Genomic DNA, 24,541 nt, shown 5'->3' with positions numbered 1-24,541 from the left:
GAGAGTTCGGGGTGGGGCCGAGCCTAGCCGCTCACGCGGCTGGGCGCCTAGCCGCGCCTTGTCGAGGGCCCTTGAGTTCACAGGGAAGCCCATGGCGCTGGATCCGCACGACCTGCAAACCGAGACCCCGGCCGGAGTCAGTCGCCCGCTGCTGGTGGGCGGCGTGGCGATCGCTTGCCTGCTGGGCGTAGGGCTCGGACTGTGGGCCCGCCCGTCGCAGAGCGAGCGGCGCTTCTCCCCGCCCGTCGCCGTTCAGCCGAAAGTCGCCGCCCCGCCGCGCAGCCTGGAGATCGTGGTCGACGACGGACCTGCTCCGATCGGCAAGCCGCTGGAGGTGCTGGCCGCCTCGGAAGCGCCCGAGCTTGCTGCGGAAGCCGCCGTCGACCCGCCCGAAGCGCCGCTGATCGCGCCTCGCCGTGAGCCAGAAGGGCTGGTGAAGGTTCAAGCCATCTCGCCGGCGCCGCCCGAGCCCACGGAGATCGCGCCGCCCGTCCTGCCGCCGGTCCGCCAGAAGGTGGAAACGCCCGCAACTCGAACCGCCAAGCCGGCCGCGAAAGCGGAGAAGTCGCCGGTCACCAACGCCAAGGCTGAAGTGAAGGCAAAGCCTGCTGAGGCGAAGCCCAAGGCGCTGGTGAAGACCAAGGCCGAAGCGCCCAAAGCCACTCCGAGCCGAGCGGTGAAGGCCGGAAAAGTAGTGAAGGCGAAGGCCAAGGCGGCCGAAGCCAAGATCGTTCGCAGCGAAGAGGCCGCAAAGCCGAAGATCGCCAAGCTGGTCCGGGTGGTCAGCAAGGCCGTTCCGCACCGCTCGAAGAAGACGGAGGCCCGCGAAGCCCCCGAGCGGCCGGCCAAGGCGACCACGCCCCAGAAGGTCGGCAAGCCCGCGCCCAAGAAGCCGGCGACGGACCCCAAACTGCAGAAGGCCGCCCTGCCGAAAACCGCGCCGGCCAAGGCCGACAAACCGGTGAAGGTGGCGCAGGTGAAAAAGGCCCCTGCCAAGCCCTCGCGCTGCGCCTCCGCCGATCCCGGCGCGGCCCTGGTCTGCTCGACGCCGGCGCTCGGCGCTGCGGACCGGGAGATGGCCCGCGCCTATCGTGAGGCGCAGGCCGCTGGCGTGCCCGCCTGGCGGCTCGAACAACAGCAGCAACGGTGGCTCAACGCCCGGGCCAACGCGGCGCGCGAGGCGCCCTGGGCGGTGCGTGACGTCTACGCCGCGCGCATCGCCGAACTGCGCGACATGAGCCGCTCCCGCCAGCAGGACTTCTGACCGCGGCGGAGCTAAGCCTTTGCAACTGCAGAGTCTCTCGAGGATTTAGGCGCCTGAGGGATGTCGAAGTTGCGAAGAGGCGATTGCCTATGCCTGCGGGCCAGACCCGAGATCCCTGGTCGGGAACCACCTACAACGGATTTTCGGGCGCCGCTCCGCCGCCGGGAGGCTCTGCGAGAGCCGCGACGAGGCGCCGGCGCGCTTCCACCCGCACCCTTCTGCTTGGCGGCGTCGCGGGCGCTCTCGGCCTCGGGTTGGTCTTCGGTCTTCTGGCTCGCCCGGAGCTCGGGTCCCCCGCCACGTCCAGGCCAGCTCCCGTGGCTGCAGCCCCGGCGCCCACGGCGGAGGATCTTCCCCTGATGAGCGACCAGCAGCTCGCTGTGGAAGTGGGGCCGCCGCCCGCCGCCGCACCCGAGCAGCTGCCCGATGCCGGGCCAATCGCGGTCCTGCCGCCCCAGACGCGCGCCGCTCCGCCCACGCCCTCCCGCGCGGCGCCAGCACCGGCGCCTCGAGCTGTGCAGCCGCCGCCAACAATCCGCCCCTTGGAGCCGCAGGCGCCCCTGACCAGCACGCCCGCCCCCGCACCCATTCCCGCGCCGGCGCCGCGCATCGCTGAGCAGGACGTGGTTCGGCCGAGCTTCAACTGCCGCTACGCTCGCAACCGGTCGGAGCGGATGGTCTGTTCGGACGACCAGCTCGCCGCCGCAGACCGCCGCCTGGCGCGAGCTTTCGACCGGGCCGTCGCGGCGGGCGTCCCCCGGCGTGAGCTGCGCGCCGACCAAGACGACTGGCTGGCGATCCGCGAGGACGCGGCGCGCTACGGCCGCGGCGCGGTGTCCAATGTCTACGAACAGCGCATCCAGGAGCTCGAGGACATGGCGGGCGGCTAAGACGCGCGCGCAGAGAAAAGGGCCGGCAGCTCGCGCCGCCGGCCCTCTTTGTCTCGGGATGTGTCCGCCCTTAGGCGAGCATGTCCTTGATGGTGTCGCGCTCACCGACGAGCTCGTCGTTGGTGATCTTGATCTTCGACTTGGCGAAGTCGTCCATCTCGTAGCTGGTGACCACTTCGTAGGAGCCCGGTGTGGTGGTCCGCACCGGCATGCCGGCCCAGACGCCGTCGGCGAAGCCGTAGCGGCCTTCCGAGTTCACGGCCACCGAGTGCACGGCGCCCGGCGTGACCAGGTCTCGCACGTGGTCGATCAGGGCGTTGGCCGCCGAAGCCGCCGAGCTCTGGCCGCGGGCGTCGATGATCGCCGCGCCGCGCTTGCCGACCGTCGGCAGGTACTCGTTCTCGAGCCAGGCTTGGTCGCCGATGACCTCGGCCGCCGACTTGCCGCCGATCTTGGCGTGAGTGAAGTCGGCGAACATCGTCGGGCTGTGGTTGCCGTAGATGAACAGCTCGGACACGTCGTTGATGGACACGCCGGCCTTCTTCGCGAGCTGGGCCCGGCCGCGGTTTTCGTCCAGGCGCACCATGGCGGTGAAGCGGTCGGCGGTCAGGCGCTTGGCCTGGCTGGCGGCGATCATGCAGTTGGTGTTGCAGGGGTTGCCGACGACCGCGATGCGGGCGTCGTCGGCGGCCACTTCGTCGATGGCCTTGCCCTGGGCGATGAAGATCTTGCCGTTATCTTTCAGGAGGTCGGCGCGTTCCATGCCCGGACCGCGCGGCTTGGAGCCGACCAGCAGGCACCAGTTGGCGTCGCGGAACGCCTCGTTCGGATCGCCCGTCAGGACCATGTCCTGCAATAGCGGGAAGGCGCAGTCTTCCAGCTCCATGGCGACGCCCTTCAGCGCCTTCTGCGGGCCTTCAACCGGAATTTCGAGCAGCTGGAGGATCACCGGCTGGTCCGGACCCAGCATGGCCCCGGAGGCGATGCGGAAGAGAAGGGCGTAACCAATGTTGCCGGCGGCGCCGGTGACGGCCACGCGGATGGGCGGCTTAGCCATGAGGACTGCTCCAAAGGACGGTTATGGCATGCGGCGGCCCGCCGCAGTCGGCCGGTCCCGTACCGCGTCAGCGTGCATGCTGCAATGCCAACAGACGTCGGTCGCAGCCTCTGGCGCGCCGGTCGGCGGCATGCTCAACCTCCGGTCATGTTCGAGCTCGATCCAGCCTTCGTCGCAACCTCCGAGAGCCTCGGGGAGCTGCCGCTCTGCCATGCGCGGCTGCAGGCTGACGCGCGCTATGCCTGGATCGTGCTGATCCCCCGACTGGCGAGCGTGGTGGAGCTGGAGGATCTGTCGCCAGACGACCGCGCCCGGCTGCTGGATGAGATCCTGTTGGCTGGCCAGGCTGTGCGAGCGGTGGGCGAGGCGCTGGCCCGGCCCGTGCAGAAGCTGAACGTCGGGCAGTTGGGCAACGTGACCCGCCAGCTGCACGTGCATGTTCTCGGGCGGCGAGACGACGATCCGGCTTGGCCGGGACCGGTTTGGGGCCACAGCCCTGCGCAGGCGTTCGACCGGCAAGCGCTTGCGGCGGCCACCCTCGCGGCGCGCCGGACGCTAGGCGTCTAGGGAGTCGGCGCCCGGCGCAGGCTGACCTGCCGGCGCTCGCCGCCGGTCTCCAGGTTGCCGGACCAGCCCACGGCTGCGGGCTCCAGCGTCAGGGTCGCAGGCGCACCGCCCATGTCCGTGAACCGCAGCACCACATCCGCGCTGGTGCGCTCGGCCGAGTCCACAAAGCCGGATCCATTCAACGCACCTTTCCGGCGCAGGTCGCGCCAGGCGCCTTCCACCACGCCGTCGCCGCGGTCCACCAGCTTCAGGGCATAGAGGTCGCCCTCGCCTTGCGCGCTAAGCGTCCATGCGCCGTCCAAGGCGCCCTGGAAGCTCTGGGCCGAGGCGAAAGAGGCGCGGATCCGGGAATCGTAAGCTAGGCTCTCCACCGTCGGGGGACGATCCGGCGTGCGGCCCGTCTCCTCGATAAAGACGGGTCTGGTCGCCTGCGGCGGCCCGGTCGGTCGTTGCGGCGGTGCGGCGACAATCGGCGCTGGGGTTGGTTCCGGCGGTGCGGCCGCGGTGTCCGGCTCTTCCGGGGCGATGGTGCTGCGAGGCGGCGCGTCCAGAATGGCGCCGATCGCATCACTCTGGACCGGCGCCTGCTGCGCTCCAGCCGAGGCGGCCCCAAGAACCCCAAGCACGAGGGCTCCCATTGCGATGGCGCGTCTCATTCCGGCGATCCCTCCCGCACTGCGATGGCGTCTGAGAGAGCGATCAAGCGCTGCGCCTGTTCCAGGTGAAGGCGCTCCACCATCTTGCCATCTACCTTGATAACGCCCCGGCCGGCGCTTTCCGGCGCATCGAACGCCCTCACCACCTGGCGAGCCCAGGCCAGGGCTTCAGGATCGGGCGAGAAGGCAGCGTTGGCCGCCGCAATTTGCGCGGGATGGATCAGGCTCTTGCCGTCGAAGCCGAAGGCGACGCCTTGTGCGCACTCGCGGGCTAGCCCTTCGGCGTCGCTGAAGTCGTTGTAGACCGCATCCAGCACGAACAGCCCGTGGGCGCGAGCCGCCGTCACCGCCAGGCTCATGGCGGCCTGCAGCGGCGCCCGGTCCGCGCCCGGCCGGCAGCCCATCTCCATTGCGAGGTCGTTTAGGCCCAGGATCCAGCCTTCCATGCGGTTGGCCGCCGCCGCCGCGCCCAGAGCGTCGAGCCGGAGCACGGCCTTGCAGGTCTCGATCATGCCCCAGAGCCGCGTCTTGCCGCCGAGCGCGGCGGCATAGGCCGGCAGATCCTCGGGGTCGGACAGCTTCGGGACCAGCAGGGCGTCCGGCTGGGCGCCCGCCACCGCGCCCAGATCGGCCGCGCCCCACGGAGTATCCAGGGCGTTGATCCGCACCACCAGTTCGCGAGCGCCAAAGCCGCCGGCCCGCACGGCTTCGCAAGCGGCCAGCCTGGCTTCGGCCTTCGCCTCGGGGGCGATCGAGTCCTCCAGGTCCAGGACCACTACGTCACAGGACAGAGTGCGGGCCTTTTCCAGCGCTCGAGCGTTGGTCGCCGGCAGGTAGAGCGCGCTGCGCCGGGGGCGGACGAGCATGGTGATCTTGGGCTCCTTCGCACGTGGCGGTCGCCCTCTCTTAGCGGCTAGGATGGCTCCATGACCACACGCTACGACCCGGACGCCCGCAATGTGCTCGGCGGGGAGCTGAAGCCCTGCTCGATGGATCCGGTGACCGGCTTCTTCCGCAACGGATGCTGCGAGACCGGGCCGCACGACTACGGCATGCACACGGTGTGCGCGGTGATGACCGCCGAGTTCCTGGCCTACTCCCGCTCGGTGGGGAACGACCTGTCGACGCCGCATCCGGAGATCGGCTTTGCGGGTCTGAAGCCGGGGGACCGCTGGTGCCTGTGCGCGCCGCGCTGGAAGGAGGCGCTGGACGCTGGCGCCGCGCCGAAATTGGTGCTGGAAAGCACGCACGAGGAGACCTTGGCGATCGTTCCGCTAGGCGTTCTGAAGGACCACGCCGTCAAGGCCTGATCCCTCAGCGGAGGGGGTACTCGGCTTCCAGCCGGTAGTGCGCGCCTTCCTTGGCCAGGACGCTGGAATAAAGGCCGAAGCTCTCCACCGCCATCGGCGGCGACCTCAGCAGGTTGTTGCCCTGTATCCAGGCCGCGACCTTCGCTGGATCGGCGTGCCGCAGGTAGGCCAGAGTGACGTGGGGCCGGTAGTTCCGCTTTTCAGGCTTCAGGCCCACGCGCCGGGCGGCGCTTTCGCAAGCCTGGGCCAGGTGCTTCAAGGCCGGATTGTCGACCACCCCCGCCCAGATCGCCCGGATCTCGTCACCTTCCCCGAAGGCCCCGGCGCCCTGCAGCTCCAGTTCGAACGGGCCGCCGCCGATCGCCGACAGCTCGCCATCGAGGTCACGGGCTACATCCTCCCTCACCTCTCCGAAGAAGCGCAGGGTCACGTGGAGCTGGTCCAGGGTGCGCCAGCGCGCGCCGTCAAGCCCCGTCTGACGGCGGACCAGCGCCAGGCCGATGTCCTGCGGGATGGGAACGGCGGCGAACAGGCGGATCATGCCCAAGTCTTACGCCGTGGCGAGAGCGCGCGCCACGACCGGAGCCAGGCGGCGGGCGATCACCTGCACGCCGGCGGCGTTAGGGTGCACGCCGTCACGCTGGTTGAGCAGGGGGTTGAGCACCACGCCATTCAACATGTCCGGAATGAAGAGTACGTCCTGGCTTCGTGCAACGCTTGCGAACGCGCCGTTGAAGGCCTCCGCATAGCTGCCCTGCAGCAGGGGCGGCACTCGCAAGCCGGCCAGCACCACCGTCACGCCGCGGGCCTTAAGACGCCGGACAATGGCGTCCAGATTGCGCCGCACGACGGTAGGGTCCGCGCCCTGCAGCAGGTCGTTGCCGCCCAGCGCGACGACGCAAACGTCGGCGTCCGCCGCCGCCCGATCGACCCGGTTCAGCGCCCCGCCGGTGGTGTCGCCCACCACGCCGTACGGAACGACACGGGCCGAGGCGCCCAGGCGCACCAACTCGCCCTGCAGGATGGCGGGCAGCGCTTGGCTGGCAGGCAGGCCGTAGCCTGCGGTGATGGAGTCTCCCAGGATCGTGACCCGGCGCGCGACAGCGGCCTGCGCCGTCCCGCCCAGCCCCGGCGCGACCGCCAGGCCGGCAGCGGCGGCGACCACCGCGCGGCGTGAAAAGTTCAAATTCGTCATGGTCGAGGGGATGTAGTGCGCCGCGGCTGCAACCCAAGTCCCTGCGACAGCAGGGCAGCTACTCTCGATTTTGGCTTCGCTGTCGGAGCCAAGGTCTTGCTTCAGCCATTTGCTGCAACGATATTTATGGCTGCGTCCACCCGGGACGCGAAACTCAAGGGCAATGCCTCAAATGAGCGACTTTAACCGCGGCTACGCGCGCACGATCCCCGCCGATCGCGCCGACATGTCGGTGGACGCGGGACTTCGCAGCTTCATGCTCGGCGTCTACAACAAGGTGGCCCTGGGCCTCGTGCTGTCCGCCGCGTTGGCCTACCTGACCGGCCAGGTCGAAGCTGTCCAACAACTGCTCTATCGGACTGCCGTGTCGCCTGTGAGCGGTGCCGAAGTGCTGGTCGGCTATACCGCCCTGGGCTGGATCGTGGCATTCGGTCCGCTGGCGGTCATGCTGTTTGGCTTAGTCGGCATGCGGAACGCCACACCGCGCACCTCCGGCATCTACTACTGGACGATCGTGGCACTGATCGGCGCCAGCCTCGGCGCGATCACCCTGGTTTACACGGGGGCCTCAATCTTCAAGACCTTCCTGATCACGGCCGCAGCGTTCGGTGCACTTAGCCTGTTTGGCTACACCACAAAGAAGGACCTAACGGGCTTCGGCAGCTTCCTGCTGGTCGGCTTGGTCGGCATTCTGCTCGCTGGTCTGGTCAACGTGTTCCTGCGCAGCCCGATGATCGACTTCGTGGTCAGCGTCCTCGGCGTGCTGATCTTCGCAGGCCTCATCGCCTACGACACGCAGCGCCTGAAGATGACCTACTATGAATTGGGCGGAAACCAATCGGCTATGGGCGTTGCGACCAACTATGGCGCTCTTAGCCTGTACCTGGACTTCATCAACCTGTTCACTTTCCTGCTGCGTCTCTTCGGCGACCGCCGCTAAGCGACGAACGGATCAAGAGATCGGAGCCCCGGCGGACCCCCGCCGGGGTTTTTCTTTGGGCGCTTAGTCGATGACCTTGAAGCGGCCCTTGTCGAAGAAGCGGAGCACCTGCTCCAGCTCATGACCGCGGCGCAGGATCATGCCGCCCTCGCCGATCACCGCCCACGCCCCCTGCTTGCGGGCCAGAGCCGGGCGCTTCTCGATCTTATAGAGGGGCGCTTCTGACGTACGGCGAAAGACGGAGAACACCGCCGCGTCAGACAGGCCGTCCATGGCGTAGTCGCGCCACTCGCCCGCCGCCACCATACGTCCGTACAGCCGCAAAAGCCGTTCCAGCTCGCGCCGCTCGAAGAACACGCCTGCCGAGCGCGGCGCGACGTAGGACGGATCAAATGCCATCGCGAAAAGCCTAAACCCAAACCAGCTTGGAAAGCGAGGGGCGCAGATGGGGGTTCCGGCTCAGATGGCAAGGCGCGATCAACCGTCACCAGCCGCCGCGAAATGACCTTATTTCCGACCCCTGAGCGCCAGATGCGGCCCGTTTATAGGGTGTGTCGGTTGGACAGGCTCGGTAGGCCCCGGATCCTGAACAGCCCCCCCAGCCCCCCTGGGTCGGTCGAACTGGCCAACCGACACACGAGATACCCCTCCCCCAAAACGTCAGCCCGCGTGGACTCTCCAGCCGCGCGGGCTTTCGTTTATCTGGCTTGGGGCTCAGGTCCGCGGCTGATGGGCCGCCAGGATGCGGCCGCCGCGCGGGAGCTGCACGAGCACGAGGGTGCGAAGACCGTCATCGGGCGGAGCTGGCAGGCGATAGGCGGTCGGCCGGCCCCGCCAGGCGCCCAGCCGCTCGATCTCACGCACCACGTTCTTCTGAATCACAGTCTGGCCGCGGTTCTCGCCGCCGCGGACGGCGATCTCCTGCTCGCGGGGATCGTAACGGATCATCCAGACTTCAGCGCCGCCCTTGGGCGGACGGCCGGAGCCGACATCCACGCGGCGCGGCCCAATGAACCGCACATCCGGCGGGTTGTGCGGCGCGCGTGCAGCGTCACGGATCAGGCGCTCCACCTGCTCGGTGCGCAGACCCGGCGCCTGTGTGTGGCCGTCAATGATCACCTGCGGCGTGTAGGGCTCGCGCAGCGAAAGCTTGGTCACATAGGCGCGCTGCCGCTCGGAGAACTCCGGTTTGGCGAAGGTGTCGGTCCAGCCGAGGTAATCCCAGTAGTCCACCGGGAAGGTCAGGGCGAGCACGCCCGACCGGTCGGCCAGCTTGGCCACAAAGGCGTTCGCCTCGCGGCACGAGCCGCAGCCTTGCGCGGTGTAGAGCTCCACCACGACCGGAGGCTTCGGGGCCGCTGCAGCTGGCAGGGCGAACAGAAGAAGACTGAGAAGCGCGGCTTTCCGCATCGCGGCGCACTTAATCGAAGTTTCGGGAGGTTTGGCTTTCACTAAGCCGTGAGCAGGGGCGGGCGGCCCGAGTTTCATCGCGCCGCCCGCCCGCCGCCTTAGGAGGCTTGCCGCGCGAGGTTGCGCAGCACGTAGTTCAAGACGCCGCCGTTCTTGAAGTACTCAAGCTCAGTGGGCGTATCGATCCGGCAACGGACCGGGAAGCGCGCGATGCGGCCGTCCGTCGGGCGGTAGAGCTCGACGATCAGCTGCTTGCGCGGCGCAAGCTCGGTCAGGCCGCGGATGGTGACGATCTCCTCGCCCGTCAGGCCGAGCTTCTGCCAACCTTCCTGCAGAAACTGCAGCGGCAGCACGCCCATGCCCACCAGGTTCGAGCGGTGGATCCGCTCGAAGCTTTCGGCGATCACCGCGCGAACGCCCAGGAGCTTGGTGCCTTTGGCCGCCCAGTCGCGGGACGAGCCCGTGCCGTACTCCTTGCCGGCGAACACCACCAGCGGCCGGCCTTCGGCCTGGTAGCGCATGGCCGCGTCGTAGATCGACATGGTCTCGGCCGACGGGAAGTGCTTGGTCACCCCGCCTTCGATATCCGGCGTGATCTTGTTGCGGATGCGGATGTTGGCGAAGGTGCCGCGCATCATCACTTCGTGGTTGCCGCGACGCGCGCCGTAGGAGTTGAACTCCGACTGCGGCACCTGATGATCACGCAGGTAGACCCCGGCCGGCGACGTCGCCTTGATCGAACCGGCCGGCGAGATGTGGTCGGTGGTGATGGAGTCGCCGAAGACGCCCAGAACCCGGGCCTCCACGATGTCCTTCACCGCTTCCGGCTCCATCTTCATGTCCTGGAAGTAGGGCGGGTTGGCCACGTAGGTGCTGCCCGTGTCCCAGGCGTAGGTCTGGCCGCCGGCGACCTTGATGCCCTGCCAGTTCTTGTCGCCCTTGAAGACGTCCGAGTAGCGCTGCCCGAACATCTTGGATGTCACGTGCTTGCGCTGCAGGGCGCTGATCTCTTCCGAGGTCGGCCAGATGTCCTTCAGGTACACCGGCTGGCCGTCCTTGCCCTCACCGAGCGGCTCGTTGGCCAGGTCGATCTGCATGGAGCCGGCCAGGGCGTAGGCCACCACCAGCGGCGGCGAGGCCAGGTAGTTGGCGCGCACGTCCGGGTTCACGCGGCCTTCGAAGTTCCGGTTGCCCGAGAGCACCGAGACGGCGACCAGGTCGTTCTTGCTGATCGTCTCGGAGATGGCTTCGGGCAGCGGGCCGGAGTTGCCGATGCAGGTCGTGCAGCCGTAGCCGACGAGGTTGAAGCCCAGGGTGTCCAGGTACTTCGTCAGGCCGGCGGCCTTGAGGTAGTCGGTGACCACCTGCGAGCCGGGCGCCAGCGAGGTCTTCACCCACGGCTTCACCTGCAGGCCCTTCTCCACCGCCTTCTTGGCCAGAAGGCCGGCGCCGATCAGGACGCTGGGGTTGGAGGTGTTGGTGCAGGAGGTGATCGCGGCGATGACAACGTCGCCGTTGCCGATGTCGAAGTTCTCACCCGCGACGTTGAAGCGCTCGGCCATGGCGTCCGCCTTGCCGAAGTCGTTGGCCAGGGCGGTCTTGAACTCCGACGCGGCGCCGGTCAGCAGCACGCGGTCCTGCGGACGCTTCGGGCCGGCCAGCGAGGGAACCACCGTGCCGAGATCGAGCTCGAGCGTGTCGGTGAACACCGGATCCGGATCTTCCGCATCGCGCCACATGCCCTGTTCCTTGGCATAGGCCTCGACGAGGGCCACGCGGTCGGGGTCACGGCCAGTCGCGGTGAGGTAATCCAGGGTCGCCGTGGTGATCGGGAAGAAGCCGCAGGTCGCGCCGTATTCCGGAGCCATGTTGGCGATGGTCGCCTGGTCTTCCAGCGTCATGCTGGCGAGGCCCGGGCCGTAGAACTCGACGAACTTGCCGACCACGCCCTTCTTGCGGAGCATCTGGGTGACGGTGAGCACGAGGTCGGTGGCGGTGGCGCCTTCCGGAAGCTGGCCGTCCAGGCGGAAGCCGATGACTTCCGGGATCAGCATCGGGATCGGCTGGCCCAGCATGGCCGCTTCGGCCTCAATGCCGCCCACGCCCCAGCCCAGAACGGCCAGGCCGTTGACCATGGTGGTGTGGCTGTCGGTGCCGACCAGCGTGTCCGGATAGGCGACGACCGCACCGTCTTCCTCGTTCGTCCAGACGGTCTGGGCGAGGTACTCGAGGTTCACCTGGTGGCAGATGCCGGTGCCCGGGGGCACCACCCGGAAGTTGTTGAAGGCGGAGGAGCCCCAGCGCAGGAAGCGGTAACGCTCCATGTTGCGCTCGTACTCGCGCTCGACGTTCTCGCCGAAGGCCTTGCTGGTGCCGAAGTAGTCGACCATCACCGAGTGGTCGATGACCAGGTCGACCGGGTTCAGCGGGTTGATCTTCTCAGGATCGGCGCCGAGCTGGGTCATGGCGTCGCGCATGGCGGCCAGGTCCACAACCGCCGGAACGCCGGTGAAGTCCTGCATCAGCACCCGCGCCGGGCGGTAGCTGATCTCGTGCTCGACGGCGCCCTTGTTCTCCAGCCAGGCGGCCAGCGCCTTCAGGTCGTCGGGGCCGACGGACTGGCCGTCTTCGTGGCGCAGCAGGTTTTCCAGCAGCACCTTCATGGAGACGGGCAGGCGCGAAATGCCGGAAAGACCGGCTTCCTCTGCGGCGCGGAGGCTGTAGTAAGCGTAGGTCTTGTCGCCCACCACGAGTTCGCGGCGGGTCTTGAGGCTGTCGACTGACGCCATGTTGGGGGATCCTCTCTCTGTTCCCAGCCGCCCGGACACCGCTTTGCGGATCGCGCGCTTTTAGAGGCGGACACACAGCGTCCGTCCCCGCGCGGCGTACGTCCCTCAAAGCGACGGCGGCTGCGGGCTACATAGACCCCCAGCCGGGGCGCGTCCATGCAGGCGAACAGTCGAGCTTCGCCTTCCGCGAGGTCGGCGCGTGATTCGCACACTTCGGTTGAGCGATGTCGCGATCCAGCGCGGCGGCCGCTTGCTGTTCGAAGGCCTGTCGCTTGAGCTGGCCGCAGGTCAGGCCTGTGCGCTGACCGGCGCCAACGGGGCGGGCAAGACCAGCCTGCTGCGCGCCGTAGCGGGACTCGTCGACCTGGCGACGGGCCAGATCACCTTCGGCGACCTTGATCCAGCCGACGCACGCGGCGGCGGTCTTCACTTCGTGGGTCACCAGGATGGGCTCAAGCCGGCCCGCACGGCGAGGGAGGAGCTGGCGTTCTGGACCCGCTGGTTCGGGGGCACGGACGCCTCTGCCGCCGACGCGGCGCAGGCGCTCGCCCTTGAACCGCTGCTCGACCTGGAAGTGCGGCGGCTTTCGGCCGGCCAACGCCGCCGCCTGGCTCTGGTGCGTGCGCTCGCTGCTCCCCGTCCGCTCTGGCTTCTGGACGAGCCCTTAAGCCCGCTGGACGCCTCCTGGCGCCTGCGCTTCGGCGAGATCATGCAGTCGCACTTAGCGGGCGGCGGCATGATCCTGGCCGCGGTGCATGATCCCCTCCCGATCCCCGCCCGCAGCCTGGAGATCGTGGCATGAGCCGCCTGGGCGTCCTGCTGGGCCGAGAAATCACCTTGGCCTGGGGCCGCGGCGGCGGCCCGCTGGTCAGCGTTGGGTTCTACGCCGGCGTCGCGACCCTGCTGCCCCTGGCCATCGGACCGGAAGCCGATCGACTGGCCGGCGTGGCGCTGGGCGCGGCCTGGGTGGCGCTGGCGCTCGCATCTCTGCTCTCCCTCGAGCGCCTTTTCGAACGCGACTACGAAGACGGCGCCTTGGATCTCCTGACCTTCGCGCCCACCCCGCTGGAGCTGACCTGCGCCGCCAAGTGCCTGGGCCAATGGATCGCCACCGGCGCGCCGCTCGCCTTGGCCGCGCCCATCGCCGCCATCGGACTGGGCGCCCCCGTGCACCTGGCGCCTCTGATCTTCGCCTGCGCCTTGATCGGCGGTCTGGCCTTCGCCTTTGTCGGCGGCATCGGGGCGGCGCTTAGCCTGGGCGCCCGCCGCGGCGGTCTGCTGACGGCGGTGATCGTCCTGCCGCTGTTCGTGCCGCCGGTGATCTTCGGCGGCGGGGCGCTGAGCGCCTTTGCCGGCGGGCTGCCCTGGACTGCGGGCTTCGCCCTGATGTGCGCCTACACCGCCGCGGCGGTGGCGCTGGGTCCCATCGCCATGGCGGCCGCCTGCCGCAACGCCCTGTCCTGACGAATTTGTCATCGACGGAGTTCGCTTCGCGCCTCGTGGAAACGGGCAAGGGACGACGAACACGAGAGATCCGACGATGAAGACGACCTCTATGGCCCTGGCGGCGGCGCTGACGGTCAGCCTGGGTGGAACCGCCATGGCGCAGGCCCCCCAGCCCGGTCCCGCCCCACGCGGCGAGGCTGGCGATTGGCGCCGACCTGATCCGGCTCAGATGGCCGAGCGTCGCGCCCAGCGCCTGCGTGACACCCTGCAGCTGCGCGCCGACCAGGAGCCCGCCCTGCGCGCGTTCGTGGCCGACTCCACGCCCCAGCGTCAGCGCGGCCGGATGCGGCAGGATCGTGGGGAGATGCGCAACCTGACCACGCCGCAGCGCCTGGATCGCATGCAGGCCCGAATGGTCGAGCGCCAGCAGCGCTTCGCCCAGCACGCGGCGGCGGTGAAGCGCTTCTACGCCCAGCTGAGCCCGGCTCAGCAGAAGGCGTTCGACGCCCAGCATCAGTCTCGCGGCAAGCAGCACCGCGGCCCGGGTCTGCGCGGTGGCGGCCCACGCGGCGGCCACATGGGGTGAGCTTAGCCGGCGCGGCGCCTGCCTCCTCCTGCAGGCGCCGCCGCCCGGCCCTTTGCGGCAGAGCCGCGGCCCTGCGTCCGCTTGCGAGGCGGGCGTCCGGGGGCTAAGCCGCAGACATGATCCCGGCGCCCGCCTTCCTCTCCAATCCCGAGCGGTTCATGGCCTTCTCGCGCTGGGCCGCGCCGATGTTTGGGGCGATCGCGGTCGTGCTGGCGCTGGCCGGGCTTTATCTCGGCTTCGCCGCGCCTGAGGACTACCAGCAGGGCGACACGGTCCGGATCATGTTCATCCACGTGCCAGCCGCCTGGCTCAGCATGTTCGTCTACGTCTGCCTGGGCGTGTCGAGCTTCCTGGCCTTGGTGTTCCGTCACGCCCTCGCCGACGCCGCCGCCCAGGCTGCAGCGCCGCTCGGCGCCGCTTTCACCTTCCTGGCCCTGGTCACCGGCGCGCTTTGGGGCCGTCCGATGTGGGGCGCCTGGTGGGTTTGGGATGCGCGGCTGACGTCCGTCCTGGTGCTGTTCCTGTTCTACCTCGCCTACATGGCCTTGCGCGCCTCGCTGGACGACGAGGCGAAGGCTGCGCGCGCTGGCGCTATCCTCGCGCTGGTCGGGCTCGTGAACCTTCCGATCGTTCACTACAGCGTGGAATGGTGGAACACCCTCCACCAGGGCGCGTCGGTGTTCCGCGCCGACGGGCCCAGCATGTCGGCCGTTTACCTCTGGCCCCTGCTGCTGATGGGACTGGCCTACACCTCGGCCTTTGGGTCGCTGTGGCTGGTCCGCATCCGCGGCGAGGTCTGGCGCCGCCGGGCCGAGGCTGCCGCCATCCGAGCCGCGAGGGGCTGATGCTCGATTTCGACGCCGGCAAGTACGCCGCCTACCTCTGGCCAGCCTTCGCCATCACCGCGCTGGTGTTTGTGGGCCTGACCGTCTCCTCGCTGGCCTATGCCCGCCGGTGGCGTCGCGAAGCCGAGACCCGGAGCGGCAAGTGACGCGCTGGCTGGCAGCCCTGCCGCTGATCGTGCTCGTCGCGCTGGGCGCGCTGTTCGGGCTCTACGCCCTTAATCGCAACCCTCAGGTCCAGCCCCAGGCTCTGGTCGGCAAGCCCATGCCCGACCTCACCTTGCCGGACCTGGACAACGGCCGACCTGTGCGCCTCCACGAGCTGACGGCGCAGGGCCCGGTGCTGGTGAACTTCTTCGCCTCCTGGTGCGCGCCGTGCGAGATCGAGCATCCGCAGCTGGTCGCGCTCAGGAACCAGCAGGTCCGCGTCGTAGGCATCGCCTACAAAGACGCGCCGCAGAACACCCAGAGCTTCCTCACGCGCCTTGGTGATCCGTTCGCCCAACGCCTGGTGGATCGCGACGGGCGCGCCGGCGTCGAGTTCGGCGTCACGGGCGTTCCGGAAACCTATGTGGTCGGGCGTGACGGCGTGATCATCGCCAAGCACACCGGCCCTCTTGAAGAAGCCGACGCTCAGAGGCTGGTCGCTCAGATGCGGTGAGGCCCGCTCATGGTTAGCGACGCGTTAACCATGATCCGCGAGCCTGCGCTTCGTGAACACGATCCGCCCCGGTTTTCCGCAGCCTCAGCCGACGCCTCAACGCGCGGACGCCGCCCGCGTGGCCGCTCAGCGAGCCTTCTTCCAGATGGCGACCACCCAGGCCGAGGCTCCCGCCCCGCGTCCTCAGGCGGCCGCCCAGATGGCGAGCCAAGCCTCCAGCGCGTCGGCCTCACGGCCACAGCGGATGCCCGACGCCCGCGCAGAGCCGCCGAACAAGGTGCTCCGCCCGGGCTCGTTGCTCGACATCCGCATCTGACGCAGAAGTCTCAGCTTTCCAGCTTACAACTTATCACACGTTAACTGTCTTTTGCCCGGAACAGCTCGCGCGTCCGGCGAGTTTGCCCCGACATGCTGAACGGGTCGAACCGATGAACGTGCGGGACGAGCGGGTGTACGAAGAAGCCGCCGCCTTGTGGCGTGAGCTCTATGGAGAGCCGCCGCCGATCCGTGCGGACGGCGGCATGATGCTGGACGTGATCATGCGCAGCCTGCCGGAAGTGTCCTACGACCGGCTTCGCTCGCCTCACCTTAGGCCATCCAACATGGCCTGGCCGGGTCGCACGCCGAGAGGCTAGGCCGCCTTCTTCGTCTTCTTGCGCGGCTCCTTAGCGGGCTCCACTGCCTCGCTCAGGACGAGCTTGGGCGCGGGCGCGCGCTTCGCTTCCCGCTTCTCCGCCTTTCGCTGCGCTTCGCTGACCAGTTCGGCGAGCAGTCCGGCAAAGGCGTCACGGCGACCGCGGCCTGAAATCAGTTTCAGCAGTCGGGCGTCGGCGGCTGCCATCTTCGGCCGCGCCGCGTCCAGGCTTGATCGTCCAAGCTCGGTCAGGCGAACGGCGTTGGCCCGGGCGTCATGCTGCGCCCGTTCGCGTTCCAGCAAGCCCTTGCCGATCATCCGGCTGACCATGTCGGCCAGGGTGGAACGATCGATCCCCGTCACCCGCACGAGGTCTGTCTGGGTGGCGCCCTCGTTCTCCGCGGCTGCCGCGAGCACGGCATACTGGCGCTGGGTCAGCCCCCCGCCGCCGAACTCTTCAGCGAACAGGTCGAGCGCCACTTGGGTCGCCCTTTGAAGGAGATGGCTCGGCGAGCCGTCCAGCCCGTCCACACCGCTCTTCTGTACCGACTTCTGCTTGGCCATTCTCGCCGCACCTGGGGAGGTTAGGCTTCAAGCGTAGCGATGTTTTGCGTCGCTTTGGCGACAGACGCTCCGTAGGCGGTTGATCGGCTACTCGGTCGGCGGGGGCGGAAGCTGCTCGCCCTTCACATACTTCATCAGCATGGGCGCCTGGCTGATGGTGAAGGCCACCGACAACAGCAGCAGGCCAGGGAAGCGGAAGAGCACCCACACGGAGTCGCTCTGGGTGCGCCAGACGAACTCGTTCAGCACCGCCAGCGCCAGGAAGAACAACCCGTAGTTCAGCGTCAGCTTCCGCCACGCCGCTTCCGGCATTTCGAAGGCCTCGCCCAGCAGGAGCTTGAGCGGGTGCTTGCGCAGGGCCAGCCCGCCGAACAGCACGGCGGCGAAGACCAGGTTCATCACCGTCGGCTTGACCTTCAGCAGCCGCGGGTCGTGGAAGAACAGCGCCAGGCCGCCGAAAACCAGAGCCGCTCCGCCCGCAAGGGCCGGAAAGGGCGCGATACGCCGCTCCACGGCCAGCCCGACGCCAAGCGCGACGGCGGAGCCGATCACCAGCGCCCAGGTGGCCTTCTGGATGTCGCGGTCGGTCAGAAAGAACGCCGCCATGAACACCGCCAGGGCGGAGTAGTCCACGAAGCAGCGGACCCACTTGCGAGCGTTCGGGTTCATCGGATCGGCTCCTCGAGGCCCACGAGAGAACGGGCGAACGCGCGGGGATCGAAGGGCTGCAGGTCGTCGATGCCTTCGCCGACACCGATCAGCTTGATCGGGCTGTCGGAAGCCTGGGCGACAGGCACCAGGACGCCGCCGCGCGCGGTGCCGTCCAGCTTGGTCATGACGATGCCGGACACGCCGATCTGGTTGCCGAAGATGTTCTCCTGCGCCAGGGCGTTGCGGCCGACCGTGGCGTCCAGCACCAGCAGGGTCTCGTGCGGCGCTTCGGGATCGAGCTTCTTGATCACGCGGATCACCTTGAGGAGCTCGTCCATCAAGCCCTGCTTGTTCTGCAGGCGGCCGGCGGTGTCAATCAGCACCACGTCATAGGCCTCTCGTTGGGCCCGTTCGATGGCGTCGAAGGCAAGGCCCGCGGCATCGGAGCCGGTCGGACGGCTCATGAAGTCGGCGCCGGAGCGTTCGGCCCAGACCTTGAGCTGCTCCACGGCCGCGGCGCGGAAAGTGTCGCCCGCCACGATGAGCACCTTTGCGCCTTTTGACCGAAGGTCTGCGGCGATCTTGCCAAGGGTCGTCGTCTTGCCCGACCCGTTCACGCCGATGAACAACACGATGTAGGGCCGCGGGCCGGAGAGAGGATCGAAACGGCCCTGCCGGCTCGACAGCTCGTCGCCGATCGCCTCGGCGAGGCTCTCCTTGATCTCCTGCTCGTCGACGGCCTTGCCGAACTTCTCCCGCCCGAAACGCTCGGTGATGCGGGCGGCGGAGTGCGGGCCGAGGTCAGCCTCGATCAACATCTCTTCCAGCTCGTCGAGCTTGGCTTGGTCGAGGGGGGCCTTGGCGGTGAAGGCGCTGGTGATCTGCTCGCCCATCTGCTTGGACGAGCGCGACAGCCCCTGGGTCAGGCGCTGAAACCAGCCGCGTTTGGGTTCGCTCATGGTCGCCGCTTCTAGCCGCCTCCTTGCGCGCCGTCACGCGGCCTCGCAGATTGCCGCTCATGCTCAGCTTGGCGACATCGCTTCTGTGGCTCGATCTGGCCGCCGTCGCCGTATTCGGCGCGACCGGCGCCCTGGCGGCTGCCCGCCGCAAGCATGACATCGTCACCTTCGGCTTCTTCGCGGCTCTGACGGGCGTCGGGGGCGGCACCTTGCGCGACGTGCTGATCGACGCCCCCGTCTTCTGGGTCGGACGACCGACCTATTTGGTGGCGTGCGTCGTGGCCGCCATCGTGATCTGGTTCGTAGGATGGGGTCAGGGCCGCGAGCGGGTGCTGAACTGGCTCGATGCCCTCGGGATGGCCGCTTACACGGTGGTGGGCGCGCTCAAGGCGCTCAGCCTGGGAGCGCCGCCGCTTTCCGCCATCGTCATGGGGATCATGACCTCGACTTTCGGCGGCATCATCCGCGACGTGCTGGCCGAACAGCCGTCGATCCTGCTGCGGCGCGAGATCTACGTCACCGCAGCCCTTGCCGGCGCCGTCGTGTTCGTCGGGCTGCACCAGATTGGGATCGCACCCGCGATCGCGGGCTCCGCCGGATTTGCAACTGCCTTCGGCGTGCGTGCGGGGGCCATTCTGTTTCGCTGGACCTTGCCGGGCTTCCCCGGCCGCACGCCGCCGGAGCCGCCGTCCGAAACCCCTTAGGTGTCGTGGTCCGGGTGCTGGTGGGATACGACACTGGCGTAGTAGCCAACGGCGGCGTCATCCAGCTTCTGCTCACGCAGGCTCGCAAGCTCGTCAACGTAGGGCAGCTTGCCCTCGAGCCCGAGCTGCACTGTCGGCCGAATGGCTTGCGGTTGGTCGAACGCTCCGATCGCGAGGTCGAACCAGGGCGCATCCGCCTCAGTGCCCTCAAAGGTGAGCTGAGTGCCGCAAGCCGGACAGAACCCCCGGCGGACCTTGTTGCTGCTCTGGAAGTGAGCCGGCGCGCCACGCGTCCAGGTCACCTGGTGGGGCTGGACAGCCACATAGGGCCCGAAGAACGCGCCGAACGCCTTCTGGCACATGCGGCAGTGGCAGATGCTCGCCCGCCCGAGCTCGCCTTCCACCCGAAAGCGGACGGCGCCGCATTGGCATCCGCCAGAGCGGCTCACTCGGCAGCTTCCAGCACACGGAGCTGCGCCAGCACGCGCTTGCCGTCGTGACCCGTCACCTGCAGAGCGACCACGCCGCCCACCGGCGCCCCGCCGTCGAAGGCGATCTCCGTGAAGTCCTCGGCGCGCGCCACGCCGTCCCGCTCCACCAGCGCCGAGAGCGTGCGGCCGACCTGCCGGTCAAGATGCCGTTGAAGCGCCGCCTCGCCCGCCTGACGCAGGCGCGCCGCACGTTCCTTGACCACCTGCCGGGGCAGCTGCGGCATGCGTGCCGCCGGCGTTCCGGGGCGGGGGCTGAACGGAAAGACGTGCAGGAAGGCCAGGTCCGCCTCCTCCACCAGGGCGAGAGTGTTGGCGAACATCTCCTCGGTTTCTGTCGGGAAACCGGCGATCAGGTCCGCGCCAAAGGCCGTGTCGGGCCGCACGGCACGCACTTCGCGCACCAGCCGCAGCGCGTCGGCGCGGCTGTGCCGCCGCTTCATCCGCTTCAGGATCATGTCGTCGCCGGCCTGCAGGCTGAGATGCAGATAGGGCATCAGCCTCGGCTCCTCGGCCAGGCAACGCATCAGGTCCGGATCGATCTCCGCCGCGTCGATGGAGGACAGGCGCAGGCGTGGAAGTTCCGGCACGAGCTTCAAGATGCGCGACACCAACTGTCCAAGCGTCGGCTGGCCCGGCAGGTCGGCGCCCCAGCTGGTCACGTCCACGCCGGTGAGCACCACCTCCTGGTAGCCCTGCGCGGCGAGCCGGCGAACCTGCTCGACGACCTCGCCGGCGGCGGCGGAGCGGGAGTTGCCGCGGCCATATGGGATCACGCAGAAGGTGCAGCGGTGATCGCAGCCGTTCTGCACTTCCACGAACGCGCGGGCCCGGTCCTTCAAGCCATCGATCAGATGGCCGGCGGTCTCACGCACGCTCATGATGTCGTTGACCCGGACACGCACGGGCTCGGCGTCGGGCGCAAGCGGCTTGTAAGCGCCGGCCTGGCTCTTCTCGGCGTTGCCCAGCACGAGGTCGACCTCGGTCATGCCCGCGAAGGCGGCGGGGTCGATCTGCGCCGCGCAGCCCGTGACGATCAACTTGGCGCCCGGGCGTTCCCGCCGCGCCTTGCGGATCGCCTGGCGCGCCTGGCGCACGGCCTCGCCCGTCACCGCGCAGGTGTTGAAGACCACCGCATCCGTCAGCCCGTCTTCGGTGGCCCGCTTGCGGATGACCTCGCTTTCGTAAGCGTTCAGCCGGCAGCCGAAGGTGACGATATCGACGTCCGGCTTGCTCACGGAAGCTCGCCCTGGAAGTCGACGGCGGCGGGCCCCGTCATGATCACGCGGCCGTCAGCCCCCCACTCGATGAACAGCTCGCCGCCATCGAGGACCAAGGTGGCGGACCGGTCGGTTAGGCCCCGACGGGCAGCCGCGACCAGGGCGGCGCAGGCGCCAGTGCCGCAGGCCTTCGTCAGCCCTGCCCCGCGCTCGAACACCCGCAAGCGGATGCGATCACGCCCCAGGATTTGGGCGAAGCCGACGTTCACGTGCTCGGGGAACAGCGGGTGCTTCTCGACGGCCGGGCCCGCTTCGGCGACCGGCGCCTGCTCGATGTCGGGGACGAAGAAGACCACGTGCGGATTGCCCATCGACACACAGCCCGGCGGGACCATCAGGTCTGCGTGGTCGTAGAGCAGCACGTCCAGCGCGTCTGTGTCGTGCGCCTTCGCGAGCGGGATCTGCTCCCAGGCGAGCCGCGGCTCGCCCATGTCCACGCTGACCAGCCGCTCGCCGGCGCGGCGGGCGACGAGGCGGCCGGCCTCGGTTTCGATCACCACCTCGTCCTTGCCGCTCGACTGCATCAGCAGCCAGCCGGCGCATCGCGTGCCGTTGCCGCAAGCAGAGACCTCCTCGCCGTCGGCGTTCCAGAACCGCACAAAGGCGTCGGCGTTCGGCGCCGCGTCGATGGCGATCAGCTGGTCGCAGCCGACTCCGCTCGCACGATCGGCGATGGCGCGCACCTCTTCAGCGGTGGGTGTGAAGGGCGCGGAGCGGGTCTCGACCACGACGAAGTCGTTGCCGAGCCCGTTCATCTTCAGGAACGGACGGCTCATGGTCGCGGACATATAGGCGCAAACGGCGCACAAGGCACGCCGAGGCCGCTTCGACATCGCCGCAGACCGGGCAACTGGCTTGGCGGCAGGGCATTCATCGCACCATTGGAGCCGCCATGCCGAAGCCGTTCGAGATCGACGACCACGACGTCCTGGTGATCATCGACCCCCAGGTCGACTTCTGCCCGGGCGGCGCGCTGGCGGTGCCCGGCGGCGATGAGGTGATGCCGCTGATCAACCGCATCGCCCACGACTTCCGGCACGTGGTGATCACCCAGGACTGGCATCCGCTGACGCAGGTGTCCTTCGCCTCCAACCATTCGGGCGCCGCGCCGTTCAGCACCACGACCGTGGGCTACGGGGAGCAAGTCCTGTGGCCCGACCACTGCGTGCAGGGCACGCCCGGCGCCGAGTTCCATCCCGCCCTGCACGTGCCGAAAGCCGAGCTCATCATTCGCAAGGGCTACAATCCCGGCGTGGACAGCTACTCGGCCTTCTTCGAGAACGACAAGGTGACCGCCACCGGCCTGGCCGGGTACCTGCGGGAGCGGAACCTCCGGCGCTGCTGGTTCGTGGGCCTGGCGCTGGACTTCTGCGTGCGGTTCTCGGCCGAGGACGCAGTGGCCGAGGGCTTCGAGGCTCACGTCCTGCCGCAGGCCTGTCGAGCGATCGACCTGAACGGGTCCCTGGCCGCGACTTGGGAGTCGTTCCGCAACCTAGGGGTCAGCACGCTTGAACTGAGCTGAAGGCCGCGAACCGGACGAGCCGCTCGCCGTTGTGGTCCCCGCAGTTCCTCATTTGTGAGTCGCCATGACCGCGGTGTTCACCGGCCAGCCCGCCGACCCGACCGAAGCACCCGGGGCGGAGCCGCGTCCGTGGTACGCGCGGCGGCGGGTGCAGGTGGCGATCGGCGCCGCGAGCCTGCTGGTGCTGCTGCTGGTCTGGCTGAGCTGGGCGGTTCCGGTGCACCGCGCGCTGGAGCCCTTGCCGACGCCGACGCTGGTGCTGGTCACCGCGGACGGCAAGCCGTTCTCTCGCCGCGGCTCCTACAAGGAGGCGCCGGTGGACGCGACCAAGCTGCCGGCGCAGGTCACCGAGCCGTTCGTGGCGATCGAGGACCGCCGATTCTACCAGCACATGGGCCTGGACCTGCGCTCCATCTTCCGGGCCGTGGGCGCGAACCTGCGGGCCGGCGAGGTCCGGCAGGGCGGATCGACCATCACCCAGCAGCTGGCCAAGAACGCCTTCCTGTCGAACAAGCGCAGCTTCCGCCGGAAGGCGCAGGAAGCGATCATCGCCCTCTATCTCGAGCTGCGGCTGAGCAAGCCCGAGATCCTGTCGCGCTACCTGTCGACCGTCTACTTCGGCGACGGCGTGTTCGGCCTGCGGGCGGCGGCGCGGCACTACTTCGACAAGGCGCCCGAGCAGCTGACGGTCGGCGAGGCCTCCATGCTGGCCGGTCTGGTCAAGGCGCCAACGCGGCTGGCCCCGACCAACGATGAGGAGGCGGCGCGGCGGCGGATGCGGGTGGTGCTCGCCGCCCTGGTCGAGCAGGGCAAGATCACGCCGGCCCAGGCGCAGCAGGCGGCCCGCCAGGTGAAGGTCCGCGAAGGCCGCGCCAGCCTGCCGGTCGGCTCCTACTTCGCCGACTGGATCAGTCCGCAGGTGCGGCAGGCCTACAACCGCGCCTTCGGCGAGGTGACGGTCTGGACCACCCTGGACAGCCAGCTGCAGCTGCAGGCGCAGCAGGCGGTGCGGCGCGGCCTGGCGGCGGCCCGGGGCATGGGCGTGACGCAGGCCGCGCTGGTCGCCATGCGAGCCGACGGCCGGGTGGTCGCCATGGTGGGCGGCAGTGACTATCGGCAGAGCCAGTTCAACCGCGCGGTCCAGGCGGAGCGGCAGCCGGGCTCGGCCTTCAAGACCTTCGTCTACCTGGCCGCGCTGCGGTCGGGCATGACGCCGGACACCGCGGTGCTGGATGCGCCGGTGACCATCGGCGGCTGGAGCCCCGAGAACCACGAGGGCCGCTACGCCGGACGGCCGGTGCCGCTGCGCGACGCCTTTGCGCGGTCCAGCAACGTGGCCGCGGCCCGACTGATCCAGCAGGTGGGCGTCTCGCGGGTGGCAGCCGCGGCCCGGGACCTGGGGGTCACCTCGCCACTGCCGAACGACGCCACCCTGGCCCTGGGCACCGGGACCATGAGCCTGCTGGAGCTGACCAGCGCCTACGCGGCCATCGCCAACGGCGGCGGGCCGGTGGTCCCGCGCGGCATGCTGAACCAGCCGCCCGAGCGGCCCGCTCACCGGCTGAGCTCGCGCGAGCAGGAGGAGCTGAAGGTGCTTCTGCGCGAGGTGGTCGAGCGGGGCACCGGGACGGGCGCCAACCTCGGCCCGCAGGTGGTCGGCAAGACCGGCACCAGCCAGGACTACCGCGACGCCTGGTTCGTCGGCTTCGCCGGCGACATGGTAGTGGGGGTATGGGTCGGCAACGACGACAACACCCCGATGCGCAAGGTCACCGGCGGCTCGATCCCGGCGATCATCTGGCGCGATTTCATGCAGGTGGGCATGAAGCGGGCCGACCTGCGCGAGCCGGTGGAGACCGAGCAGACGTTCGAGCAGTCGCCGCTGATCGACCTGGAAGCTATCGAGCCGCTGGAGTTGCCGGACCCGAACGCGACCTTCGAAGAGGGTGAGAGCGGACCGGAGCCCCTGCCGATCGCGCCGCCGCAGCCGCTGGAGCTGCCAGCCGCGCCGCCCCCGCCGCAGATTCGGCCCGAGCCGCTGGAGACGCCAGCGGTGGACGAGCCGGCAGACCCGGAGCCGGAGCCCGCGCCAGGATTTTGACGCGCAAGAGAAAAATGAAAAGCCT

At 69.0% G+C, this 24,541-nt stretch carries 30 protein-coding genes; 16 read left to right on the top strand and 14 right to left on the bottom strand.

The window, feature by feature from the left end; all coding sequences use genetic code 11:
* Window positions 1–91 precede the first annotated feature (91 nt).
* Window positions 92–1,264, top strand: a complete 1,173-nt coding sequence (locus tag DJ018_RS05775) for a hypothetical protein (protein WP_111513900.1) — start codon at window positions 92–94, stop codon at window positions 1,262–1,264.
* A gap of 359 nt (window positions 1,265–1,623) precedes the next feature.
* Window positions 1,624–2,154 (top strand): lysozyme inhibitor LprI family protein, encoded by a 531-nt coding sequence (locus tag DJ018_RS05770; protein ID WP_111513899.1) that lies wholly within the window; start codon window positions 1,624–1,626, stop codon window positions 2,152–2,154.
* A gap of 70 nt (window positions 2,155–2,224) precedes the next feature.
* Here DJ018_RS05770 and DJ018_RS05765 read toward each other — a convergent pair whose 3' ends face one another.
* A complete protein-coding gene (locus DJ018_RS05765; RefSeq protein ID WP_111513898.1) occupies window positions 2,225–3,211 on the bottom strand; it encodes a malate dehydrogenase in 987 nt (328 codons plus the stop codon).
* A 147-nt stretch (window positions 3,212–3,358) separates the two neighbouring features.
* Here DJ018_RS05765 and DJ018_RS05760 point away from each other — a divergent pair, with 147 nt between their 5' ends.
* A complete protein-coding gene (locus DJ018_RS05760) occupies window positions 3,359–3,778 on the top strand; it encodes an HIT domain-containing protein (RefSeq protein ID WP_111513897.1) in 420 nt (139 codons plus the stop codon).
* On the opposite strand, the gene DJ018_RS05755 is transcribed toward DJ018_RS05760, so the two are convergent.
* Complete coding sequence (locus DJ018_RS05755; protein WP_133254223.1) at window positions 3,775–4,434, bottom strand: hypothetical protein; 660 nt, start codon at window positions 4,432–4,434, stop codon at window positions 3,775–3,777. The genes DJ018_RS05760 and DJ018_RS05755 overlap by 4 nt on opposite strands.
* Window positions 4,431–5,300, bottom strand: a complete 870-nt coding sequence (locus DJ018_RS05750) for an HpcH/HpaI aldolase/citrate lyase family protein (protein ID WP_111513895.1) — start codon at window positions 5,298–5,300, stop codon at window positions 4,431–4,433. The genes DJ018_RS05755 and DJ018_RS05750 overlap by 4 nt, the downstream gene beginning before the upstream one ends.
* A 60-nt stretch (window positions 5,301–5,360) precedes the next feature.
* Between DJ018_RS05750 and DJ018_RS05745 the strand changes: the two genes are divergently transcribed.
* A complete protein-coding gene (locus DJ018_RS05745; RefSeq protein ID WP_111513894.1) occupies window positions 5,361–5,744 on the top strand; it encodes a DUF2237 family protein in 384 nt (127 codons plus the stop codon).
* A gap of 4 nt (window positions 5,745–5,748) precedes the next feature.
* Here DJ018_RS05745 and thpR read toward each other — a convergent pair whose 3' ends face one another.
* The gene (thpR, locus tag DJ018_RS05740; RefSeq protein WP_111513893.1) at window positions 5,749–6,285 is read right to left on the bottom strand and encodes an RNA 2',3'-cyclic phosphodiesterase; all 537 of its coding nucleotides are present in this window, start codon (window positions 6,283–6,285) and stop codon (window positions 5,749–5,751) included.
* A 9-nt stretch (window positions 6,286–6,294) separates the two neighbouring features.
* Window positions 6,295–6,939, bottom strand: a complete 645-nt coding sequence (locus tag DJ018_RS05735) for an arylesterase (protein WP_111513892.1) — start codon at window positions 6,937–6,939, stop codon at window positions 6,295–6,297.
* Between the two features lie 172 nt (window positions 6,940–7,111).
* Here DJ018_RS05735 and DJ018_RS05730 point away from each other — a divergent pair, with 172 nt between their 5' ends.
* On the top strand, window positions 7,112–7,879 hold the full coding sequence (locus tag DJ018_RS05730; RefSeq protein WP_111513891.1) for a Bax inhibitor-1/YccA family protein: 768 nt from the start codon (window positions 7,112–7,114) through the stop codon (window positions 7,877–7,879).
* Window positions 7,880–7,942: 63 nt separating this feature from the next.
* Here DJ018_RS05730 and DJ018_RS05725 read toward each other — a convergent pair whose 3' ends face one another.
* From DJ018_RS05725 to acnA, 3 genes are all read right to left on the bottom strand, one after another.
* Window positions 7,943–8,278 (bottom strand): DUF2794 domain-containing protein, encoded by a 336-nt coding sequence (locus tag DJ018_RS05725; RefSeq protein WP_111513890.1) that lies wholly within the window; start codon window positions 8,276–8,278, stop codon window positions 7,943–7,945.
* Window positions 8,279–8,593: 315 nt separating this feature from the next.
* Window positions 8,594–9,289 carry a DUF1223 domain-containing protein gene (locus DJ018_RS05720; protein WP_111513889.1) on the bottom strand — a complete coding sequence of 232 codons (696 nt, stop codon included), beginning with the start codon at window positions 9,287–9,289 and terminating at the stop codon, window positions 8,594–8,596.
* A gap of 98 nt (window positions 9,290–9,387) precedes the next feature.
* Window positions 9,388–12,078 (bottom strand): aconitate hydratase AcnA, encoded by a 2,691-nt coding sequence (gene acnA / locus DJ018_RS05715; protein WP_111513888.1) that lies wholly within the window; start codon window positions 12,076–12,078, stop codon window positions 9,388–9,390.
* A 199-nt stretch (window positions 12,079–12,277) separates the two neighbouring features.
* Between acnA and ccmA the strand changes: the two genes are divergently transcribed.
* The 8 genes from ccmA (at window position 12,278) to DJ018_RS05675 (ending at window position 16,248) form a co-directional block, all read left to right on the top strand.
* Window positions 12,278–12,880, top strand: coding sequence for a heme ABC exporter ATP-binding protein CcmA (ccmA, locus tag DJ018_RS05710; RefSeq protein ID WP_111513887.1), 603 nt, complete (start codon window positions 12,278–12,280; stop codon window positions 12,878–12,880).
* A complete protein-coding gene (gene ccmB, locus DJ018_RS05705; RefSeq protein WP_111513886.1) occupies window positions 12,877–13,542 on the top strand; it encodes a heme exporter protein CcmB in 666 nt (221 codons plus the stop codon). Before ccmA ends, ccmB begins: the two co-directional genes overlap by 4 nt.
* Window positions 13,543–13,618: 76 nt before the next feature.
* Window positions 13,619–14,110, top strand: a complete 492-nt coding sequence (locus tag DJ018_RS05700) for a Spy/CpxP family protein refolding chaperone (protein WP_111513885.1) — start codon at window positions 13,619–13,621, stop codon at window positions 14,108–14,110.
* A gap of 116 nt (window positions 14,111–14,226) precedes the next feature.
* Window positions 14,227–14,955, top strand: a complete 729-nt coding sequence (locus DJ018_RS05695; RefSeq protein ID WP_111513884.1) for a heme ABC transporter permease — start codon at window positions 14,227–14,229, stop codon at window positions 14,953–14,955.
* Window positions 14,955–15,101, top strand: a complete 147-nt coding sequence (ccmD, locus tag DJ018_RS05690; protein ID WP_165842804.1) for a heme exporter protein CcmD — start codon at window positions 14,955–14,957, stop codon at window positions 15,099–15,101. The genes DJ018_RS05695 and ccmD overlap by 1 nt, the downstream gene beginning before the upstream one ends.
* Window positions 15,098–15,613, top strand: a complete 516-nt coding sequence (locus DJ018_RS05685) for a DsbE family thiol:disulfide interchange protein (protein ID WP_111513883.1) — start codon at window positions 15,098–15,100, stop codon at window positions 15,611–15,613. The genes ccmD and DJ018_RS05685 overlap by 4 nt, the downstream gene beginning before the upstream one ends.
* 52 nt (window positions 15,614–15,665) lie before the next feature.
* Complete coding sequence (locus DJ018_RS05680) at window positions 15,666–15,929, top strand: hypothetical protein (RefSeq protein ID WP_111513882.1); 264 nt, start codon at window positions 15,666–15,668, stop codon at window positions 15,927–15,929.
* Between the two features lie 112 nt (window positions 15,930–16,041).
* Complete coding sequence (locus DJ018_RS05675) at window positions 16,042–16,248, top strand: hypothetical protein (RefSeq protein ID WP_111513881.1); 207 nt, start codon at window positions 16,042–16,044, stop codon at window positions 16,246–16,248.
* Here the strand turns inward: DJ018_RS05675 and DJ018_RS05670 are convergent.
* From DJ018_RS05670 to ftsY, 3 genes are all read right to left on the bottom strand, one after another.
* Window positions 16,245–16,811, bottom strand: coding sequence for a MarR family winged helix-turn-helix transcriptional regulator (locus DJ018_RS05670; protein ID WP_111513880.1), 567 nt, complete (start codon window positions 16,809–16,811; stop codon window positions 16,245–16,247). The two genes, DJ018_RS05675 and DJ018_RS05670, sit on opposite strands and share 4 nt — an antisense overlap.
* Before the next feature lie 87 nt (window positions 16,812–16,898).
* The gene (locus tag DJ018_RS05665; protein ID WP_111513879.1) at window positions 16,899–17,480 is read right to left on the bottom strand and encodes an inner membrane-spanning protein YciB; all 582 of its coding nucleotides are present in this window, start codon (window positions 17,478–17,480) and stop codon (window positions 16,899–16,901) included.
* Entirely contained in the window at window positions 17,477–18,421 is a 945-nt protein-coding gene (gene ftsY, locus DJ018_RS05660; protein ID WP_111513878.1) for a signal recognition particle-docking protein FtsY, read from the bottom strand. Before ftsY ends, DJ018_RS05665 begins: the two co-directional genes overlap by 4 nt.
* A 59-nt stretch (window positions 18,422–18,480) precedes the next feature.
* On the opposite strand from ftsY, the gene DJ018_RS05655 reads away from it, so the two are divergent.
* Entirely contained in the window at window positions 18,481–19,125 is a 645-nt protein-coding gene (locus DJ018_RS05655; protein ID WP_111513877.1) for a trimeric intracellular cation channel family protein, read from the top strand.
* On the opposite strand, the gene DJ018_RS05650 is transcribed toward DJ018_RS05655, so the two are convergent.
* Genes DJ018_RS05650 through dapF form a run of 3 tightly spaced genes read right to left on the bottom strand, consistent with a single transcriptional unit; the run spans window position 19,122 to window position 21,669 of the window.
* A complete protein-coding gene (locus tag DJ018_RS05650) occupies window positions 19,122–19,574 on the bottom strand; it encodes a GFA family protein (RefSeq protein ID WP_205853713.1) in 453 nt (150 codons plus the stop codon). The genes DJ018_RS05655 and DJ018_RS05650 overlap by 4 nt on opposite strands.
* Window positions 19,571–20,851: a tRNA (N(6)-L-threonylcarbamoyladenosine(37)-C(2))-methylthiotransferase MtaB gene (mtaB, locus tag DJ018_RS05645; RefSeq protein WP_111513875.1), complete on the bottom strand. Its 1,281-nt coding sequence runs from the start codon at window positions 20,849–20,851 to the stop codon at window positions 19,571–19,573. The genes DJ018_RS05650 and mtaB overlap by 4 nt, the downstream gene beginning before the upstream one ends.
* The gene (gene dapF, locus DJ018_RS05640) at window positions 20,848–21,669 is read right to left on the bottom strand and encodes a diaminopimelate epimerase (protein WP_165842803.1); all 822 of its coding nucleotides are present in this window, start codon (window positions 21,667–21,669) and stop codon (window positions 20,848–20,850) included. Before dapF ends, mtaB begins: the two co-directional genes overlap by 4 nt.
* A 116-nt stretch (window positions 21,670–21,785) precedes the next feature.
* On the opposite strand from dapF, the gene pncA reads away from it, so the two are divergent.
* Together pncA and DJ018_RS05630 are read left to right on the top strand one after the other, a co-directional pair.
* The gene (pncA, locus tag DJ018_RS05635; RefSeq protein WP_111513873.1) at window positions 21,786–22,415 is read left to right on the top strand and encodes a bifunctional nicotinamidase/pyrazinamidase; all 630 of its coding nucleotides are present in this window, start codon (window positions 21,786–21,788) and stop codon (window positions 22,413–22,415) included.
* Window positions 22,416–22,479: 64 nt separating this feature from the next.
* A complete protein-coding gene (locus tag DJ018_RS05630) occupies window positions 22,480–24,516 on the top strand; it encodes a transglycosylase domain-containing protein (protein ID WP_205853712.1) in 2,037 nt (678 codons plus the stop codon).
* Window positions 24,517–24,541 lie beyond the last annotated feature (25 nt).

The sequence above is a fragment of the Phenylobacterium deserti genome (assembly GCF_003254705.1).
In the GTDB taxonomy this organism is placed as follows: domain Bacteria; phylum Pseudomonadota; class Alphaproteobacteria; order Caulobacterales; family Caulobacteraceae; genus Phenylobacterium; species Phenylobacterium deserti.
This window is presented reverse-complemented; position numbering and strand designations above follow the sequence as displayed.

Coding starts and splice junctions, on each gene's coding strand:
- DJ018_RS05765 (WP_111513898.1), bottom strand. CDS start 3,211: ATGGCTAAGCCGCCCATCCGCGTGGCCGTCACCGGCGCCGCCGGCAAC.
- thpR (WP_111513893.1), bottom strand. CDS start 6,285: ATGATCCGCCTGTTCGCCGCCGTTCCCATCCCGCAGGACATCGGCCTG.
- DJ018_RS05735 (WP_111513892.1), bottom strand. CDS start 6,939: ATGACGAATTTGAACTTTTCACGCCGCGCGGTGGTCGCCGCCGCTGCC.
- DJ018_RS05655 (WP_111513877.1), top strand. CDS start 18,481: ATGCTCAGCTTGGCGACATCGCTTCTGTGGCTCGATCTGGCCGCCGTC.
- DJ018_RS05695 (WP_111513884.1), top strand. CDS start 14,227: ATGATCCCGGCGCCCGCCTTCCTCTCCAATCCCGAGCGGTTCATGGCC.
- DJ018_RS05745 (WP_111513894.1), top strand. CDS start 5,361: ATGACCACACGCTACGACCCGGACGCCCGCAATGTGCTCGGCGGGGAG.
- DJ018_RS05730 (WP_111513891.1), top strand. CDS start 7,112: ATGAGCGACTTTAACCGCGGCTACGCGCGCACGATCCCCGCCGATCGC.
- ccmD (WP_165842804.1), top strand. CDS start 14,955: ATGCTCGATTTCGACGCCGGCAAGTACGCCGCCTACCTCTGGCCAGCC.
- pncA (WP_111513873.1), top strand. CDS start 21,786: ATGCCGAAGCCGTTCGAGATCGACGACCACGACGTCCTGGTGATCATC.
- DJ018_RS05675 (WP_111513881.1), top strand. CDS start 16,042: ATGAACGTGCGGGACGAGCGGGTGTACGAAGAAGCCGCCGCCTTGTGG.
- DJ018_RS05720 (WP_111513889.1), bottom strand. CDS start 9,289: ATGCGGAAAGCCGCGCTTCTCAGTCTTCTTCTGTTCGCCCTGCCAGCT.
- DJ018_RS05770 (WP_111513899.1), top strand. CDS start 1,624: ATGAGCGACCAGCAGCTCGCTGTGGAAGTGGGGCCGCCGCCCGCCGCC.
- DJ018_RS05630 (WP_205853712.1), top strand. CDS start 22,480: ATGACCGCGGTGTTCACCGGCCAGCCCGCCGACCCGACCGAAGCACCC.
- ftsY (WP_111513878.1), bottom strand. CDS start 18,421: ATGAGCGAACCCAAACGCGGCTGGTTTCAGCGCCTGACCCAGGGGCTG.
- DJ018_RS05670 (WP_111513880.1), bottom strand. CDS start 16,811: ATGGCCAAGCAGAAGTCGGTACAGAAGAGCGGTGTGGACGGGCTGGAC.
- ccmB (WP_111513886.1), top strand. CDS start 12,877: ATGAGCCGCCTGGGCGTCCTGCTGGGCCGAGAAATCACCTTGGCCTGG.
- dapF (WP_165842803.1), bottom strand. CDS start 21,669: ATGAGCCGTCCGTTCCTGAAGATGAACGGGCTCGGCAACGACTTCGTC.
- acnA (WP_111513888.1), bottom strand. CDS start 12,078: ATGGCGTCAGTCGACAGCCTCAAGACCCGCCGCGAACTCGTGGTGGGC.
- DJ018_RS05755 (WP_133254223.1), bottom strand. CDS start 4,434: ATGAGACGCGCCATCGCAATGGGAGCCCTCGTGCTTGGGGTTCTTGGG.
- DJ018_RS05665 (WP_111513879.1), bottom strand. CDS start 17,480: ATGAACCCGAACGCTCGCAAGTGGGTCCGCTGCTTCGTGGACTACTCC.
- DJ018_RS05760 (WP_111513897.1), top strand. CDS start 3,359: ATGTTCGAGCTCGATCCAGCCTTCGTCGCAACCTCCGAGAGCCTCGGG.
- DJ018_RS05750 (WP_111513895.1), bottom strand. CDS start 5,300: ATGCTCGTCCGCCCCCGGCGCAGCGCGCTCTACCTGCCGGCGACCAAC.
- DJ018_RS05775 (WP_111513900.1), top strand. CDS start 92: ATGGCGCTGGATCCGCACGACCTGCAAACCGAGACCCCGGCCGGAGTC.
- DJ018_RS05700 (WP_111513885.1), top strand. CDS start 13,619: ATGAAGACGACCTCTATGGCCCTGGCGGCGGCGCTGACGGTCAGCCTG.
- DJ018_RS05725 (WP_111513890.1), bottom strand. CDS start 8,278: ATGGCATTTGATCCGTCCTACGTCGCGCCGCGCTCGGCAGGCGTGTTC.